We start from the raw sequence: 17,429 nt of genomic DNA, 5'->3' as shown, positions 1-17,429 counted from the left end.
CGCAAGTGCAAGGGAATGGTTCCCTCGCACTTGCGCTTTTTTTCATGCTTCGGTTGTGAATGGGAGTGCAGCCAACCCCTCGCGGTTGTATAAGTTCGCTTTGGCCGGGTTGTTGCTCCAGGCGTACCGCACATGGACCGGCGGATTGAGCTGCTCCTGTCGTACGACCACGGTATCGCCGTCGATGAAGGCCTGCGCCGGTACGAACGTCCCGTCGGGTCCGTAGACGCTGAACCCCTGCAATGCGTTCCCATCTCGTGTGGTCAATCCGCCGCCGACTTCGGTGAAATGCAGCCGCAGCGCATCTCCCTGACGCTCCATCCGCGCGAACATCGGCCCGCTGGCTACGAGCTCCGTTTCCCCGTAGGCAAGCCGGCGAGCGGATAAGGCCAGCCGCTCACCGAGCGTCTTCTTGTCCTGCGGGTGCAGGTCGTTGTATTCGCCGAGGTCGATCGCCGTAGCCAGCGCGGAGCGGGGAACGGCCAAGCCTTTGCGCTGCTCCTCCCGCAGTTCCGCCCAGTCCGTGTACTGCTCACCTTCGGGGCCGAAGTTGGCCAGCTGGACTGCGATCACCGGAAATTCACCGATCCCCCAGGTCTCGCGCCAGTCCTGTATCATGGCCTGAAACCGATCAGCGTAACCCGCAGGCTGGCCCGTGTTGGACTCGCCTTGATACCACAACACCCCGGCGATGGGGAATCGCCGCAGCGGCGCGATCATGCCGTTAAAGTTGCCGGCCGGCATGTAGTGGAAGAACGTCTGCGGCTCCAGCGCTTCTGTTACTGCACCTACACGGTATTTCCATGGTCCGCGCAGGTCCAGCTCTTGGCCGCCGGCTTTGAGTTTGTAGGGCATATCGCGGACGAATGACCCCGTGTTATGCGTTGTGATGACTCTTACGGCAAGGGTGTTTTTCCCCGGTTTCAAGACGCCCTGCGGCACGGTATACCGTCTCGGCGGGTACATGTACCCCGTGTTCCCAACGAGCACCCCGTTTACGTACGTATCGTCCGCATCCACGATGGTGCCAAGCGCAAGCTGCACTTCGCCTACCGTCATCTTCACCGGCACATCGATTTCCTTACGGAACCAGACCGCCCCACGTAGGGACTCCAGCTCGCTGCCCGCCCAAGAACCCGGTACCTCGAACTCGCTCCAACCGGCAGCTTCCCCTTCCGCCTGATGCCATCCCTCGCGCAGACCCGTGTCCGCCTCGTTTAACCTGGCGTACCACTGCCCGTTTCGATCCTCGTCCCGCTGTTTCGTCGACTGGACATAGGCGTCGTCTTTGCATTGCTCCAGCGTCGCCTCATAGCCGCCGATCCGCCGTAGGGTCGGCTCCGATATCCATGCTTCGATCGGCGTGCCGCCTACCGCTGTTTGAATGAGACCGATCGGCACGCCGTAGCGTTCGTAGATCTTTTTGGCAAAGAAGAAACCAGCCGCGCTAAACCCGAGCAGTCCCTCCGGAGTTGCCGGTACCCATGCACCGCTATCCAGATTCTCCCGCGGACCGTGAAAGTCATAGCTTTGCGGCACCACAAACTGGCGGATCATCGGCAAATCCAGGCCCCGGACTTCCTCTGCGAGCCGATCCAGCGTTCGTCGCACGGGTAACTCCATATTGGATTGGCCCGCCAGCACCCAAACGTCCCCAACCAGCACATCGCGAAGGACGAGCTTCTCCTCGCCAGCGGTGATCACGAGCTCATCAGGTCCGCCTGGGGCAAGTTCTTCGAGCTGCACCTCCCAGTTACCGCTGGGATCTGCATCGGTGCAGGTGATTACCTCGCGGAAAACGACCTGTACCGTCTGACCGCCGACGCTGCATTGTCCCCGCAGAATAACCTGGGCATTTCGCTGCAAGACCATGCCGTCGCTAAAAATACCGGATAGTTTCATGGGCGTTCATCCCCTTATCGTCAATTCTCACCTTTATATCATACCTAGTGAGCGCCCGTCCGGACTAGCTGCTTATGAAAGCCCTTTCCTCCGAAATCTTAGGTTGGCGTCCTCCCGCATCTCTCCGGCAAGGCCTGAAACTAACCTGCTGCGATTTCATGCAAACCGTAAAGCTTCGTTACAAGTTCACAACATTCGTCTGTTATGATGCTGGGGACCATCATTTTAAAAGGAGTTCTAAGATGAAAGAAATAGGACCTAAAGCCCTGAAATGGCTGAAAATCATCCATCTGCTGCTGGTCGTCATGTTTTTTGGCGGAATCCTTAGTTCGACGGCGCTTAATCTGCAAATCGATTTGCAGAATTACAATGAATCGTATTTAGCCTACAAGGGCTTGATTCTCATCAGCGATCATGTCGTCCGGTACGGCGCGATCGTTACCCTGCTCGTAGGGTTCGTCTATGGCTTTTTCACGAATTGGGGATTTTTTAAACACCGCTGGGTTGGCGTTAAGTTCGTGCTGTATCTCGTGCAAACGAAACGATCATCGGCATCTTTGTAGTCGATAAGCTGATGGTGGCCAATATGAGGATGCTGGAGACGCAAGGGGCATTGGCGTTAAGCGATCCGGGCTTTCTGCAAAATCATGAAATCAGGCAGGTCTTCGTTTGGTATCAAATTGCCGTTACCGTTTTTATCGTCGTGATCTCCGTCTGGAAGCCTTGGAAAAAGAAAAAAGCCTAATAACAAAGGTACCCTAAAAAGGGTGCCTTTGTTGTTTCCGGTTCCGATTTAAGAAAAACTTTATTTTTTGCCCCCCTTCTTCTTAAATAATGTGACCTATGCTAAAGAGGAACAAAAGCTAGGAGGAAACAAACGTGAAAAAATGGATGATATGCCTCATGGTCCTGGTGCTGCTGGGATTTGGGGTTACGAAATTTAAAGCGAGTATGGCCCGGACGCCGCAGGACTTGGCGTCGCCATTACAGATCGATGAACCCTATAACGTTCCGGATTCGCACTCGGCCGTAGAGGGATTAACAGTTGATGTTACCAAAGAGATGGTTTATCAAGGCGATTTGCTGCTGGTGAACAAAGACCATCCTGTCCCGAAGGGGTTGCATCCTGAATCGGAGGCGGTCAGTCTGATTCGGAACGCTGAACTGATTGACGGGTTTGGCGTGTTGGATAATAAAGTGTTGTTGTCACCGCGGATGGCGGACCGGTTTGCAACGATGGTTCAGGCGGCGGGAGAGGAAGGGATTGATCACTTTCTGATCAGCAGCGGGTACCGTGACGAGCAGAAGCAGGACGAGCTCTATCGTCAGATGGGCTCAAGGCTGGCTCTGCCCGCCGGATACAGTGAGCATAACCTCGGCTTGTCGCTGGACATCGGATCCTCTCAAGCGGAGATGAACGTTGCTCCTGAAGGCCAATGGTTGAAGGAGAATGCTTGGAAATATGGGTTTATTCTACGGTATCCAGACGACAAGACGGCCATTACGGGCATTCAGTTTGAACCCTGGCATTTCCGGTATGTCGGCCTGCCGCATAGCGCAATTATTCACGAGAATGGGCTCGTGCTGGAGCAATACATGGATTATTTGAAAGAACATAAGTCGGTGAGCTTAACGGTGCAGGGTCATAACTATCATGTGTTCTATTATCCGGTGTCGGAAGATCAGACTCTTCAAGTGCCGGCGCATGGGAAATACGAAATTTCCGGCAACAACATGGATGGAATTATTGTGACGGTGCGCGAATAGACAGGCGGCAAGACTTGACATCATGAAAGTGAGGGAAAAGAATGCGAACGGAAAGTTGGCTGAAATACGCAAGTGTTCGGGTGTTGTTTGGCTTATATCTCAGTCTCTTGGTGAAAATCATCCTGTTCAAGTTCCACGATATCGGCCTGGGGTTTCTCTGGGGACAATTGCAATACAGCTTGCATCACCCGGGGATGGTCTTCAGGAGATTGCAGGAAGGCAATCTGACTCCGCTGAAGGAAATTACCCGGAGCCTGGAGGTCATGACGCCGCATGACTTGGTTAACGTCTTCGGCAACGTGGCGATCTTTATCCCGTTCGGAATATTGCTGGGGATTATGTTCCAGAAGAAAGGAATTTCGGGAATCGAGACAATCCTTTATGCGCTTGTGGTCAGTTTGAGTTTGGAAGGCGCGCAGTTGCTGCTGGCGATCGGCCAATTTGATGTGGATGACTTGCTCTTGAATACGGGCGGGGCGCTGTTGGGCTACTTCCTGTATGTCGTCCTGTCCGCGGCGCGCGAGGCGCAAGCCGTAGTGCAGACAGGGGAGAGTTGAATATTGAATACAGAGCGGGGATATCGCTTCATCCTGAGGGCTGCCGGAACCGGCAGCCTTTACTTGTGAGCTGAGGGACATGTTTACAAACTTTTTGTAAGCTACTTGACAAAAGGAACCTATGCGGATATCATTATCTCTAGTTCGAGCAATCCAAATTTAAGACATTGGAGAAGTTCGGGAATGAGGCTTGGTGGTGTGACATATGAGTTTTTGGGGCAAATTGTTAGGTAGATTATCGAAACCAATTGAGGAGGAAAATACCATGTCTAAATTGAATATTGGGATTATCTTGGGAAGCACACGCGAAGGTCGCGTTAGCCCGCAGGTGGGCGAATGGGTGAAGAAACATGCGGACGCTCGCGGCGACGCAAACTATGAAATCATCGACATCGCTGATTTCAAACTGCCGCTGCTCGGCGAAGCCGACGCAAGCGAGCAAGCAGCCGCTTGGAATAACAAGCTGAACGGCTTGGACGGCTTCGTATTTATCGTGCAAGAATACAACCACAGCATCACCGGCGCCTTGAAGAACGCGCTTGACTATGCGCGTGAAGCTTGGAACAACAAAGCAGCTGGGATCGTCAGCTACGGCTCCGTGGGCGGCGCTCGTGCCGCTGAGCATCTGCGCGGGATCCTGGGCGAGCTGATGGTTGCCGACGTGCGTGTGCATGTAGCGCTGTCGTTGTTCACCGACTTCGAGAACTACAGTGTCTTCAAGCCGGCTGATCTGCATCAAACGAACTTGAACGACATGCTGGACCAAGTATTGGCTTGGAGCGGCGCGCTGAAGACGCTTCGCTAAGATCCGTCCCGATCTTCTATATCACCCCTGCACCTATATCTATGGTGCAGGGGTTTTTTGCATGATTGCCGGAAGGGCGTCGTTTTTGATGTGACGTTTGTCATATCGGCTAGGTTGCCGCTTTTGCTAATTGTAGCTTAGGAGGTGGATGACGTATGAAAGTCAATTATCCCTTGAAGGGGACCGCAGATCTTAAGGAAATCAAGGAATCCCTTAAGCCGTTTGGCGGACGTTGCGCCAAAATCGTAGATGGAACGTTAGAATATCAAGTCAAGGATGAGAACGAAAAAGCCGCGTATGAGGCCATGAAAGAAAAGGGTTATATCGGTTAAAATGATGAAGGCGTCCCCGCCAAGAGATTTGGCACGGGGGACGCCTTCTTTTCTGTCAGGAGGAGAGATGGACGTAGAACGTGGTGGATTGGCCTAAGGTGCTTTTGGCATAAATTCGGCCTTTATGCTGCTCGACGATCGACTTCGCAATTGCCAGACCCAGGCCATAACCGCCTTGTTTGCGCGCCCGCGACGCATCCGTCCGATAGAAGCGGTCGAAGATTCGCGGCAGATGTTCGGGCGGGATGCCTTCCCCGGTGTTGGTGAGCGCCAGGACCGCCTCGTTATGCTGCTTCTTGAGCGACAAGGCGATCTCCCCTTGAGGGTTGGTATATTTCGCCGCGTTATCCAGCAGGATCATGACGACCTGCTTGATCTGCTCCGGGTTGCCGTAGGCGGTGAGCCCAGGTTCGATGTCGTAGTTCAGGACCAGCTCTTTTTCAAAAATGACCGCCTCCATCGTCAGCAACACGCTTTCCACTGCCTCACTCAGATCAAACCGGGAGAACAGGACGGTCGCTTTGGCGTCGTCCATTTCGGTCAAGTACAGCAGGTCGCGGGTCAGCTTGGACATCCGCTCCGTCTCCGACTTGATATAGTGCAGCCATTTGGACTGCCTGGAGATCGTCTCCTCCGGATTGGACAGCAGCACATCGGCGTTGGTGTTGATGATGGCTAATGGTGTCTTCAACTCGTGCGAGGCATCGGCGATAAATTGCTTTTGCTTGTCGAAAGCTTCCTTGACCGGGGCGATGGCGCGATTGGCAAAAAATCGGCTGGCAAAATACAAGGCGATCAGCATGCCCACCCCCACGGCGGAGAAGGTATAGATCAGGTTGGTCAGGATCTCCTTCCGGGCCGTCACGTCCAGGAAGACCAGCATATACCCGTTGCCGACGGGCCGCACGTTAAAGATCCAGCGGCTGCCGTCCAGGCTGAATTGCCCGGTCTCGCGATGCTTGGCCGCCGCTTCTGCCAGCGCCTGTTCGTAGAACGTCTCGTCCATCTCGAACTTGGACATATAGGAGACGAGCTCGAAGTTCTTATCGCTCAGCAGCATGAACGACACGGAACGGTCCATCGGGGCTTCCCCGGAGCGATCCAGCGGTCCGTTGTCGCGTGGCGTTCCCGCTTCCACACCGTCGCCCATGCCCCCGCTTATGCCGCCGCTCATCCCCCGATCGGGCATGCCGTTGCCCATCCGCGGTTCGTTGTGGCCGGGGGATTTTTCATAGGAATCCATGACCTTGCGCAAATCCATTTCGATGTTGGTTTGGACGTCTCGGTAAGTAATGATATAAATGCCGGCGAACGCCACCAGCATCATGATGGAGATGGTCAGCAGGTTGACGATCAGAAACCGGTTCCTTAGCTTCGTGAACATTAGGATGTCACCTCTAATACGTACCCGACGCCTCGAATCGTGCCGATCCGGACGGTGGAATGGAGGAACGTCAGTTTTTTGCGCAAAAAGGAGATATATACTTCCACGTTGTTATGCTCCACCTCGGAATCAAATCCCCACAACTTTTCGATGATCTGCTCCTTGGAGGTTACGGCTTGCTTGCGGGTGATTAACAGCTCCAGCAGCTCGCATTCCTTCAGGTTCAGCTTGATTTCCTTCCCTTGGGAGGAGAGCTTCAGGTTCGTCGTATTGAGTTCGATGTCGCCGAATTTCAGGGCGTCCTCCGGGATAACCTCGCCTTTGCGCCGGAGCGCGGCACGGATGCGGGCCATCAGTTCTTCCGTCGAAAAGGGCTTGGCGATATAGTCGTCGGCGCCATAATCGAGTCCGGTCACCTTGTCCTCGATGTCCCCTTTGGCGGTCAGCAGGATCACAGGCGTGGAGATGCCCTCGATACGGAGCGTCTTCAGCACGGTGAACCCGTCCATCTTCGGCATCATTACGTCGAGAAGCAGCAAATCATAGATGCCGCTCATCGCGTTATCCAATCCCGCCTCGCCGTCGTGAACCACGTCCACGGAATAGTGGTGTTTCTTTAGGATCTGAGACAGAGCTTCCGCCAAATGAACCTCATCTTCTGCGATTAATATTCTCATCTTGGGTGCCTTCCTCCGCAAGTTATTTACATGTTACTCGCTTCTCTAATGTAGCCATTATAACAGGATTACCTTTAATCAACCTTAAGCCGGAGCTCGAAGTGGCTGGTATTGCCAAGTAACATGTCATTAGTTAGCAATCAACTGTAGCTAACACGCCATTGTTGGCGCTAACGCTGATCAGGAACACTATTGTGGCAAATTCGGCGTTCTAGAAATTCTAACGCTTGTGAGCAACGCTATTTCGTAGAAACCCCCCGATTTGAGCCCCATAAACGGCAAATAAGCACCGTGATCAGCGTTAGAATCGGAAAACGGTGATTTTGGCGGATATAAGCTGTGTGGCAAGCGTTAGAGGTGGGCTATGTGGAAGGTGCTACTCCTCGGGCGTACGAAAGTTAGTTGGTGCAGGCAGGTCATAAAGAGCTCGAAGTGGCAGGTATTGCCGAGTAACATTCATTTCATTAGTTAGTCTCCGTGCTGATCTACTGCCCCCATGAAAAAACACTGATTAGAAACGCTAATGCGGCTCTACCGGAACTCAAATTCGCTAACGCTTGTGAGCAACGCTAATGTGGCGAATTTGCCGTTGTGGAAATTCTAACGCTTCTGAGCAACGCTATTTCGCAGAAAACCCCCGATTTGAGCCCCGAAAACGGCAAATAAGCACCGTGATCAGCGTTAGAATCGGAAAACCATCCTTTTGGCGGATATAAGCCTTGTGGCAAGCGTTAGAGGTGGGCTATGTGGCTACGTGAGCAGCGGAGGGCCCGGCTGAGTGCAAGATTCGATGTAGGATAATCGCCCCGGATAGGCTTCGTGATCCGAAGTTGATTTTTTGAACCACCACTTAACGCTTAAGGTTCGTTAAAGGTTGGGGGACTATGATACAACCATGCCAAGCGGGAGACACCCCGTAAGAAGCGATAAAGCAACCGCAAGGAAAGGAAGGAAACGCATGGCGATTGAGGTGTTTAACCGATACGAAAACAAATATTTGTTGGACGATGCGGCCTACCGCCGGTTATACGACGAGCTGCTGGAATATATGGAACCGGATGATTACAACAAGCAGCATGAGTTTTACTCCATCAGTAACCTGTATTTTGATACGAAGGACGATGCGTTGATCCGGAACAGTCTGGCCAAGCCTAAGTACAAAGAGAAGCTGCGACTGCGGACGTATGGCGTCCCGGACCCGAAGGCGAAGGGCTATCTGGAGATTAAAAAGAAAGTGTTCGGAGTGGTGAACAAACGTCGGACCGCGCTGGGATTACAGGAGGCTTATGAGTTCGTCCGGACGGGGACCGAGCCGGAGTACAAGGATTACATGAACAGGCAGGTCCTGCATGAAATCACCTACTTCCTGCAGCGTTACCAGCTGGAGCCGAAGGTGTACTTGGCTTATGAACGTAAGGCGCTCTTTTGCAAGAGAAGCCGGGATTTACGAATCACCTTCGACACGAATATCCGCAGCCGCCGCTATGATCTGAAGCTGGAGCAAGGCGACCATGGCGAACCGCTCGTTGAAAACGGGCTGTGGCTCATGGAAGTGAAAGCCGAGAAAACCGTGCCGGTCTGGTTGGCCAAAATGCTGTCGGAGCACCAAATGTTCCGCACCAGCTTCTCCAAATACGGCAATGAGTACAAGAAAATGTTGAAAACCAAAGATTTCGCAAAGGAGCGTATGTTGTATGCTTGATTCCCTTTTTAACGTCAGTTTGGCAACGACCGAATTAACCTTGACCAATGCTATTATCACGATTCTCATCGCGATCCTGTTGGGCGGCATCATCAGCTTCACCTATATGAAAACCAACCCGCAAGGGTATTCGCAAAATTTCACCCTTACCATGGTCCTGCTGCCTTCCATCGTGGCGATCATCATTCTCTTGATCGGCAGCAACGTTGCCCGGGCGTTCAGCCTGGCGGGGGCGTTCTCGATCATCCGTTTCCGCAGCGCGCCCGGCGATCCGAAGGACATCTCGTACGTCCTATTTACGATGGCAGCCGGCTTGGCTTGTGGGGTAGGTTCCTTCGGATACGCCGTGCTGTTCACACTAATTCTTTGCGTACTTATGGTCCTCTTGAACCGGTTCCGTTACGGCGCACCCACAACGCAGCAGAAGACGTTGAAAGTGACGATTCCAGAAAATTTGGGGTATGAGGAAGCGTTTGATGAAGTGTTTAAGAAACACAAGGTGGATTACGAACTTCGAAAAATCCGGACAACGGAGCTGGGTAGTCTCTACGAGCTCGTTTACAGTATCAAGCTGGACCGTCTGATTAACCAAAAGGCATTTCTTGACGATATTCGCTGCCGCAACGGTAACCTGGACCTCTCGTTGACGATGAGTCCGACGACAAACGCAGATAGCTATTAATCGAACCTGAATTAGAAAGGATGAGAACAATGAACAAATGGAGTACCTGGAGTATGACGAGTAAATTAGGAATTATTATGTTAAGCGCGGCGATGCTGTCCGCCTGTGGGGCGGTTTCAGCTACGGAGGATCAGGCGCAAGGGACGGCGGCTACCGCTGAATTAACGTCAACCTCCTCGGACACGGAACTGGCGAGCGTCACCGTCGCTGACCTTGTCTCCTTCAAGGATCGCGATACGAAGACGGATTGGAGTGCAGACACGTCTACGGCAATCACATTAAACGGAAATACGGCGGCAGTCACAACAGGTTCCGGAGTGAAGGTCTCAGGCGGAACGGTGACGATCGACGCGGCGGGAACTTATGTGCTTAACGGCAAGCTGAATGATGGTCAGATCATCGTGGATGCAGCCGAGGAGGATGATGTGCAGTTGGTCTTGAATGGAGCGGAGATCCATGATAACGACAGCGCCCCCATTTACATCAAAGCCGCAGGCAATGTGATTCTTACCCTTCAGGAAGGAACAGAGAACACGGTATCCGATGGACAAAATGCGACTGTAACTGATGCGGAATCGGATGCTCCGAATGCGGCTATTTTTAGTAAAGCGGATTTGACGATCAACGGGGCGGGTTCACTGTCCGTGACTGGCAATAACAACAATGGTATCAACAGCAAGGACGACTTGAAAATCGTCGGTGGCACGATCAACGTCGAGGCCGTGGATGACGGCATTCTTGGCAAGGACATGGTTGCGGTGAAGGACGGGCAGATTACGGTGAAAGCCGGCGGAGACGGCATTAAATCCAGCAACGACACCGACGCCGATAAAGGGTTCGTTGCCATCGCCGGCGGTACGTTTAACGTAACGGCGGAGGCGGATGGAATTCAAGCCGCGACCCAGCTGGTTGTCGATGGCGGTACATTTCATATCGTCACGGGCGGTGGCAGTGCGAATGGCGAAGTCAAAGTGCAGGATAACGGCCGGGGCGGCGGCTCGTGGGGCAAACCGGGCGAGATGAATCCTGCGGATGCGACGTCCGGGTCGTCGGAGGCGGCAGGGATGAAGGATGCGATGGCGCCGGCGGGTACAGCAGCAAATGTAGAAGTGGCGGTCAGTGCGGAGTCTGAAGACACGAACACCGAATCGTTAAGTATGAAGGGGTTGAAAGCAAGCGGAGATATCGTGATCAACAACGGCAGCTTTACGCTGGATTCCGCAGACGACGCTGTTCATGGCAATGCTAACATCAGTATAAAAGACGGTAAGTTCGAAGTCGCATCTGGTGACGACGGGATCCATGCGGATGCAACGCTTGCCATCGCCGGCGGAACGATTACCATCACGAAGAGTTACGAAGGTATCGAAGGCGGAGCCATTGCGGTGTCGGGTGGCGAAACCCGCCTAAGCGCTTCGGACGACGGTGTCAACGTCTCGGGGGGGAATGATGGCGGCAGCAGCCAAGACGAGTTTGCCGCTTCGTCCAGCAACATCCTAACGATCAGCGGCGGGTACCTTTACGTGGATGCCGCCGGCGATGGATTGGATTCCAACGGGTCGATCGTGATGACCGGCGGCACGGCCCTCGTAAATGGGCCGACAAATAGCGGTAACGGGACGTTGGATTATAACGGAAGCTACGAGATGACCGGCGGAATTTTGGTCGCGGCGGGAAGCTCGGGAATGGCGCAAGCTCCATCCGATACCTCCAGCCAATACTCGGTTACCATGACCTTCCCGGAGGCGCAGCAAGCAGGCACATTGGTTCATTTAGAGGATAATGCAGGGAATGAAATCCTGACTTTTGCTCCGACGAAAAACTTCCAATCGATCGTGATCAGCTCCCCGGATCTGAAGAAGGGCTCCTATGTCTTGTATACCAGTGGATCCTCCACGGGCAGTGTGAAAGACGGCATGTATACGGATGGGAAGTACGTGGGCGGCACGAAGGTGGTTAGCTTTGAAATCTCCGACAGCATCACGACGTGGTTAAATGAATCTGGCGTAACGACCGGCAATACCGGGTTTGGTCCCGGCGGTGGCGGTAGAGGCGGCAAGGGAGGCATGCGACCGCAAGACGAACGTCCGACGGACCAAGCGCCAACGGACGCGCAATAACTTGATATGAACCAAAATGTCCCCGGCCGCATCGCGGTTTCGGGGACATTTAGCATCAAATCAACTTATGCGCATACCATTTCTTCCCCCGAAATCGCCAGAGGAAGAGGGCTCCGCGTACGCCCCATTCGCTGCACATCGCCAACCAGACGCCGAGGATGCCGAGGCCCAGCGTGATCCCGAGAACGTAGCCGAGAATGACCCGGAACAGCCACATCGTCAGCATCGAAGTGATCGAGGTAAAGCGCGAGTCACCCGCTGCCCGCAGAGCGGACGGCAAGATGAAGCTGATCGGCCAGAGAGGGATCTGGGCGATGGAGCTCACGAGGAGCACGAGGAAGATGTCGCCGATAATTTCGGTGGGCGGTGCGAAGATGCTTACGAGCGGCCGGAACAACGGCAGCAGAATCAAGCTGATTAGAGCCAGCGATCCCGAGCCGAGCCAGAGGAAGGACTTGATGAACTTCCGTGCGTCGCCTACGCTGCCGCTGCCGATACATTGGCCGACGACAGTAACAATCGTCAGGGACAAAGCGCTGGCGGGGATTTGGAACACCCCGGCGAGAGAACCGCCGATGGCATTCGTTGCGATCGCGTAGGTGCCCAGGCTAACGATAAACACCTGGGTCAGCAGCTTGCCGCCATTAAAGAACAGCTGCTCGGCCGCGAACGGAATCCCGATGAACATGATTTTGCGCAGCATTTCGAGCGGGAAGTGGAACAGGTCGCGTAGATGCAAGTGCAAGGAGGCTTCCATTTTGAATAGATAATACAGCGCGCAGATCGCGCCTGCGAACCGGGCGATATTGATCGCCAGCGTCATGCCGAAGACGCCCATATCCAGAAGGGTGATCAGCAAGATGTTCAGCAGCACGTAGAGCAGGTTCATGATCAACGACAGGGTTAGAGAGGCCCGGGTTTTGCCGATTCCCCGCAGCGCTGAGCAGACGGCCTGAACCACGGCTAATCCCGTGTAGGAGATGCTGCTGCCGATTAAATAGACGCGGGCATTATCCAATACGTCGGCGGAGGCGGCGCCAAACAGCAGCTTCAGAATCGGATTGTGAAATCCGATCAGGAGCAGGGCGATCCCAACCGCGAGCAGGGAGACCGAAGTGACCGTTGCCGCAGAGGCACGAGAGACATTACGGTCGTTGCGGCTGCCTTTGTATTGAGCGACCACCACCGTCCCCCCGGTCGCGACGGCGACAAATACGCTGATCAGGAAGATATTCAGCGAGTCGACGATGTTGACCGCGCTGACGGCGGCGACGCCGGACGAGCTGATCATGGCGGTATTGACTAAGTTGAGGCCGATGATAAATGCCTGATCGATCAGAATCGGCAGAAACAAAGCGAAGATCTGTCGGTAGTCCATAGACTCGCCGGACAGATGCTTTTCCAGGAAGGCGTTATTTTTCAGACGCGCGAACATTGGCTTCAATAGACATCACTTTCTTTTCTTTAATAGTTAGAAAACAGTTTACCCCTATTATCGGACATTTCGTCACAAGGCTAAAGCAACAAAGCAACCCCGGCTTTCGTAAGATCGGTAGGGTTGAAGATACCACTATCGGAAGAACGATGTCAATGCGTTTACGCATCCCTTATGCGGGGATGGCCGATGCCGGTTGAGCGATTTGGAAAATGCGGTGGCAGGTGTTACCATGGAGGGGATTAGGTGAATTTGATTTGGGAGGGGATTATTTTGAAAGCGCTATTTATCGGAGGTACCGGGACGATCAGTTCCGCGATTACGAGACAGTTAGCGGAGGACAGCTCTTGGGAGTTGTACCTGATAAACCGGGGGACTCGCAGCAAGGAGTTGCCGCCCGGCGTAAAGGTCATTGAGGCCGATATTCACCAAGAAGCCGAGGTGGCCGCGAAGCTTGAAGGTCATACCTTCGACGTGGTGGCGGACTTCATTGCCTTTGAACCGGCGCAGCTGGAGCGGGATGTTCGATTATTTGCCGGAAAGACGAAGCAGTTTATGTTCATCAGCTCGGCTTCGGCGTATCAAACCCCTTTGTCGGATTACAGAATCACCGAAGGGACACCGCTCTCCAATCCTTATTGGGCCTACTCCCGCAACAAAATCGCTTGCGAGGAATATTTGATGCAGCAGTATCGCGAACAGGGATTCCCGATCACCATCGTGCGGCCGAGCCACACCTATGATGAGCGGTCGATCCCGTTGGGCGTTCACGGTAACAAGGGGTCTTGGCAAGTGGCCCAGCGGATGTTGGAGAACAAACCGGTCTTGATTCATGGAGACGGGTCGTCGTTGTGGACGTTAACGCATAACAGCGATTTTGCTAAAGGTTTTATTGGGCTGATGGGCAACCTTCATGCCATCGGTGAATCCGTCCATATCACGTCGGACGAAAGCGTGACTTGGAACCAAATTCATGAAATTATCGCGGATGCCCTGGGCGTGAAGCTGCGTGCAGTACATGTCGCGTCTGATTTTCTTGCGGATAACGGGCCTTACGATTTCCGCGGCGGGCTGCTGGGCGATAAGGCGAATACGGTCGTCTTCGATAATAGCAAGTTGAAGCGGCTGGTACCGGGCTTTACCGCGACAGTTCGCGTGGATCAAGGCATCCGGCAGACGGTAGAGCATATTCTGGCGCATCCAGAGCTTCAGGAGGCGGATCCAGAATTTGACGTTTGGTGCGATCGGGTTGTCGAGGCGATGGAAGCGGCAGCGAAGCTCATGAGGGAATAGGCGGGAGGCTCCGATGAGCATGGCACGGCAACCCACGTTCGTGTTGGCGCCGGATTCGTTCAAGGAGAGCATGACGGCCAAGGAAGTGTGCCTGGCGATGGAAAAAGGGCTGCGCAAAGTCTTTCCGGACGCGCGTTATGTTCATGTTCCGATGGCTGACGGCGGAGAAGGAACCGTTCAAGCCTTGGTCGACGCCACAGGCGGGCGGCTATTCTCGCTGGAGGTGACGGGGCCGCTCGGCGAGCCGGTTACGGCGCACTACGGGCTGCTGGGCGACGGAGAGACGGCGGCCATCGAAATGGCCTCGGCCAGCGGGCTCCAGCAAGTGCCGCCGGATCTGCGCAACCCGTTGCAGACTACGACGTACGGCACGGGGGAGCTCATCCGCGCCTGCCTCGATCAGGGCGTGCGCCGCATCATCGTCGGCATTGGCGGCAGCGCCACGAACGACGGCGGTGCCGGCATGGCCGAGGCGCTGGGCGCGCGGTTCCTGGACGCGGCAGGCCGACCGCTGCCGCGCGGCGGAGGCCGCCTCGGCGAGCTGGCGCGGATCGACGTGTCCGCGCTCGACCCGCGGCTGCCGCAGACGCACCTGGTCGTGGCCTGCGACGTCGACAACCCGCTCTGCGGCGAGCGTGGCGCGTCCCGCGTGTTCGGGCCGCAGAAGGGCGCCACCGCCGCAATGGCGGAGCAGCTCGACGCCGCGCTTGCGCATTACGCCGAGACGGCGCGGCGTCAGCTTGGCCGGGACGTGCGGGACGTCCCGGGCGCGGGGGCAGCAGGCGGCGAGGGCGGCATCGACTTCCAGACGAAGTTCGGGAAGACGCCCCACGGCGTCGCCCAGGTCGCCAAGGCCGCCGGCAAGCGCGTGATCGCGATCGCTGGCACGATCGGCGACGGCGCGGACGCGCTGTACGCCGAAGGGATCGACGCGATCTTCGGCATCGCCCCCGGGCCGGCGGCCCTGCCGCAGCTGCTCGCCGACGGGCCGCGCAACGTGGCGCGCGCCTGCGAGAGCATCGGCCGCCTGCTGCGGCTGGGCTGAGCGCGCGGGCATGCGCCGCGGCGCGGCGGGCGGCATGGCCCGGGCAGCACCGAGGGCGCCGTTGCGCGGCGGAGCCGGCGGGCGCACCCGCGCCTTGCGCCCTAGCGCGGCGCCACCGCCGGCCCGGCCTTGCGCTTGCACGCCGCGTGCGCCCGCCCGGGCGCGGCCAAAGGGAGAAATGTTGTATTTCCTACAACATTTCTCCCTTTTTTTTGCCCCTGCGGGGCATAATGTTGCAAAAACTGCAACATTTAAGCCCGCCGCGGGCCGTATCTCTGATAAATGTTGCACTCTAAGCAACATTTCACTCCCCCGGCCCGGATACCGCCCCGAAATGTTGCACAAAATGCAACATTTCGGGGTGTCCTGACGCTTACGCGCGGTGACGCTACCCCTAGCCTTGCTCATGCGCCCGGCCGCACAACCCTAGCCGCGCCCACCCGCCTGCCCCGCAGGCCTCACGTATAGGTGAACGATAATGCGCACAGCTTATGGACGAAAGGGCACACAGAAGGGCAAGTATTTCTTTTGCTCATATGAGAAAAGTATAGTAAAATACAAAAATATAGTTAATAATTGAAGCGGAGGAACTCAACATGGAAATCGGAATCAGCACGTTCGTGGAAACGACGCCGGACGTCGTCACCGGCGAATTGATCAGTCATGCGCAGCGGCTGCGCGAGGTGGTAGAGGAGATCGTCCTAGCCGATAAAGTCGGGCTCGACGTGTTCGGCGTAGGGGAGCATCACCGCAAGGATTATGCCGCTTCGTCGCCGACTTTGGTGTTGGCGGCGGCAGCCCCGCAGACGACGCGGATCCGGCTGACCAGCGCCGTTACCGTGTTGTCTTCCGATGATCCGGTTCGAGTGTTCCAGGATTTCGCGACGCTGGACGGCCTATCGAACGGGCGCGCGGAGATCATGGCTGGACGCGGGTCTTTTATCGAGTCCTTTCCGCTGTTCGGATACGATTTGAACGATTATGAGGAACTGTTCGAGGAGAAGCTGGATCTGCTTCTGAAGCTGCGCGAGTCGGAAAAAGTAACCTGGCAAGGCAAGCACCGTCCAGCCATCAACAATCTGGGCGTCTATCCGCGTCCCGTACAGAACCCTTTGCCGGTCTGGATCGGCAGCGGCGGCAACACCGAATCCGTCATTCGTGCCGGTGTGCTCGGTTTGCCGCTGGTGCTGGCGATCATTGGCGGCCGGCCGACTCAATTTGCGCCGCTCGTGAAGATCTACAAGCAGGCTGCTGCCCAGGCAGGGCATGACGTCTCGAAGCTGACGGTCGCTTCCCATTCGCATGGATTCGTTGGCGACCGCAATGATGTGGCGGTGGAGAAGTTCTTCCCTTCGACGCAGGCGGCCATGAACGTGATCGGACGGGAACGCGGCTGGGGCCACTACGGCCGGGCCAGCTACGATGCCGCCCGCAGCCTGGAAGGCGCGTTGTACGTCGGCGATCCGGAGACCGTCGCCAACAAGATTATCTATTTGCGCAAAAATGTCGGCATCACCCGCTTTATGCTGCATTGCCCGCTCGGGACGATGCCGCATGAGGATGTGATGCGGTCGATTGAGCTCCTCGGTACAGTGGTTGCTCCGCGAGTACGTGAAGAAATCGCCCGTTGGGAAGCCGAAGGCGGGGATACAGAGTAAAGGACACAGCGGCGTCAGATTTACAACCCCGACGGTTTCTGACCTAGGCCCGGTTCGGGTTCTGGTTCAA

General features: G+C 55.4%; 16 protein-coding genes. 12 read left to right on the top strand and 4 right to left on the bottom strand.

Annotated features, from left to right (window positions below):
- Positions 1-42: 42 nt before the first annotated feature.
- Complete coding sequence (locus M0651_RS05020) at positions 43-1,902, bottom strand: sialate O-acetylesterase (RefSeq protein ID WP_248550748.1); 1,860 nt, start codon at positions 1,900-1,902, stop codon at positions 43-45.
- A 242-nt stretch (positions 1,903-2,144) separates the two neighbouring features.
- On the opposite strand from M0651_RS05020, the gene M0651_RS05015 reads away from it, so the two are divergent.
- The 6 genes from M0651_RS05015 (at position 2,145) to M0651_RS04990 (ending at position 5,363) form a co-directional block, all read left to right on the top strand.
- Positions 2,145-2,465 (top strand): hypothetical protein, encoded by a 321-nt coding sequence (locus tag M0651_RS05015; protein ID WP_248550747.1) that lies wholly within the window; start codon positions 2,145-2,147, stop codon positions 2,463-2,465.
- Between the two features lie 29 nt (positions 2,466-2,494).
- On the top strand, positions 2,495-2,647 hold the full coding sequence (locus M0651_RS05010) for a hypothetical protein (RefSeq protein ID WP_248550746.1): 153 nt from the start codon (positions 2,495-2,497) through the stop codon (positions 2,645-2,647).
- A 134-nt stretch (positions 2,648-2,781) separates the two neighbouring features.
- Positions 2,782-3,669, top strand: coding sequence for a M15 family metallopeptidase (locus M0651_RS05005; protein ID WP_248550745.1), 888 nt, complete (start codon positions 2,782-2,784; stop codon positions 3,667-3,669).
- 41 nt (positions 3,670-3,710) lie between these two features.
- Positions 3,711-4,226: a VanZ family protein gene (locus M0651_RS05000; protein ID WP_248550744.1), complete on the top strand. Its 516-nt coding sequence runs from the start codon at positions 3,711-3,713 to the stop codon at positions 4,224-4,226.
- A 265-nt stretch (positions 4,227-4,491) separates the two neighbouring features.
- Positions 4,492-5,031 (top strand): NADPH-dependent FMN reductase, encoded by a 540-nt coding sequence (locus M0651_RS04995; RefSeq protein ID WP_059041456.1) that lies wholly within the window; start codon positions 4,492-4,494, stop codon positions 5,029-5,031.
- Positions 5,032-5,186: 155 nt separating this feature from the next.
- Positions 5,187-5,363: a hypothetical protein gene (locus M0651_RS04990; protein WP_178022269.1), complete on the top strand. Its 177-nt coding sequence runs from the start codon at positions 5,187-5,189 to the stop codon at positions 5,361-5,363.
- Positions 5,364-5,418: 55 nt separating this feature from the next.
- Here M0651_RS04990 and M0651_RS04985 read toward each other — a convergent pair whose 3' ends face one another.
- Positions 5,419-6,747, bottom strand: coding sequence for a sensor histidine kinase (locus tag M0651_RS04985; protein WP_248550743.1), 1,329 nt, complete (start codon positions 6,745-6,747; stop codon positions 5,419-5,421).
- Positions 6,747-7,424, bottom strand: coding sequence for a response regulator transcription factor (locus tag M0651_RS04980; protein WP_248550742.1), 678 nt, complete (start codon positions 7,422-7,424; stop codon positions 6,747-6,749). Before M0651_RS04980 ends, M0651_RS04985 begins: the two co-directional genes overlap by 1 nt.
- A 958-nt stretch (positions 7,425-8,382) precedes the next feature.
- Here M0651_RS04980 and M0651_RS04975 point away from each other — a divergent pair.
- From M0651_RS04975 to M0651_RS04965, 3 genes are read left to right on the top strand one after another with little or no spacing between them, the layout of a single operon-like run.
- Positions 8,383-9,126: a polyphosphate polymerase domain-containing protein gene (locus tag M0651_RS04975; RefSeq protein ID WP_248550741.1), complete on the top strand. Its 744-nt coding sequence runs from the start codon at positions 8,383-8,385 to the stop codon at positions 9,124-9,126.
- Positions 9,119-9,808: a DUF4956 domain-containing protein gene (locus M0651_RS04970; RefSeq protein WP_248550740.1), complete on the top strand. Its 690-nt coding sequence runs from the start codon at positions 9,119-9,121 to the stop codon at positions 9,806-9,808. The genes M0651_RS04975 and M0651_RS04970 overlap by 8 nt, the downstream gene beginning before the upstream one ends.
- 29 nt (positions 9,809-9,837) lie before the next feature.
- Complete coding sequence (locus tag M0651_RS04965) at positions 9,838-11,928, top strand: carbohydrate-binding domain-containing protein (RefSeq protein ID WP_248550739.1); 2,091 nt, start codon at positions 9,838-9,840, stop codon at positions 11,926-11,928.
- A gap of 55 nt (positions 11,929-11,983) precedes the next feature.
- On the opposite strand, the gene M0651_RS04960 is transcribed toward M0651_RS04965, so the two are convergent.
- Positions 11,984-13,363, bottom strand: a complete 1,380-nt coding sequence (locus M0651_RS04960; RefSeq protein ID WP_248550929.1) for an MATE family efflux transporter — start codon at positions 13,361-13,363, stop codon at positions 11,984-11,986.
- A 273-nt stretch (positions 13,364-13,636) separates the two neighbouring features.
- Here M0651_RS04960 and M0651_RS04955 point away from each other — a divergent pair, with 273 nt between their 5' ends.
- The 3 genes from M0651_RS04955 to M0651_RS04945 all read left to right on the top strand — a co-directional run bounded on the left by M0651_RS04955 (position 13,637) and on the right by M0651_RS04945 (position 17,359).
- Positions 13,637-14,656 (top strand): SDR family oxidoreductase, encoded by a 1,020-nt coding sequence (locus M0651_RS04955; protein ID WP_248550928.1) that lies wholly within the window; start codon positions 13,637-13,639, stop codon positions 14,654-14,656.
- 19 nt (positions 14,657-14,675) lie between these two features.
- Positions 14,676-15,701, top strand: a complete 1,026-nt coding sequence (locus M0651_RS04950; RefSeq protein ID WP_248550738.1) for a glycerate kinase — start codon at positions 14,676-14,678, stop codon at positions 15,699-15,701.
- Positions 15,702-16,297: 596 nt separating this feature from the next.
- On the top strand, positions 16,298-17,359 hold the full coding sequence (locus M0651_RS04945) for an LLM class flavin-dependent oxidoreductase (protein ID WP_248550737.1): 1,062 nt from the start codon (positions 16,298-16,300) through the stop codon (positions 17,357-17,359).
- Positions 17,360-17,429: the final 70 nt, after the last annotated feature.

The sequence above is a fragment of the Paenibacillus mellifer genome (assembly GCF_023195895.1).
GTDB lineage: Bacteria > Bacillota > Bacilli > Paenibacillales > Paenibacillaceae > Fontibacillus > Fontibacillus mellifer.
This window is presented reverse-complemented; position numbering and strand designations above follow the sequence as displayed.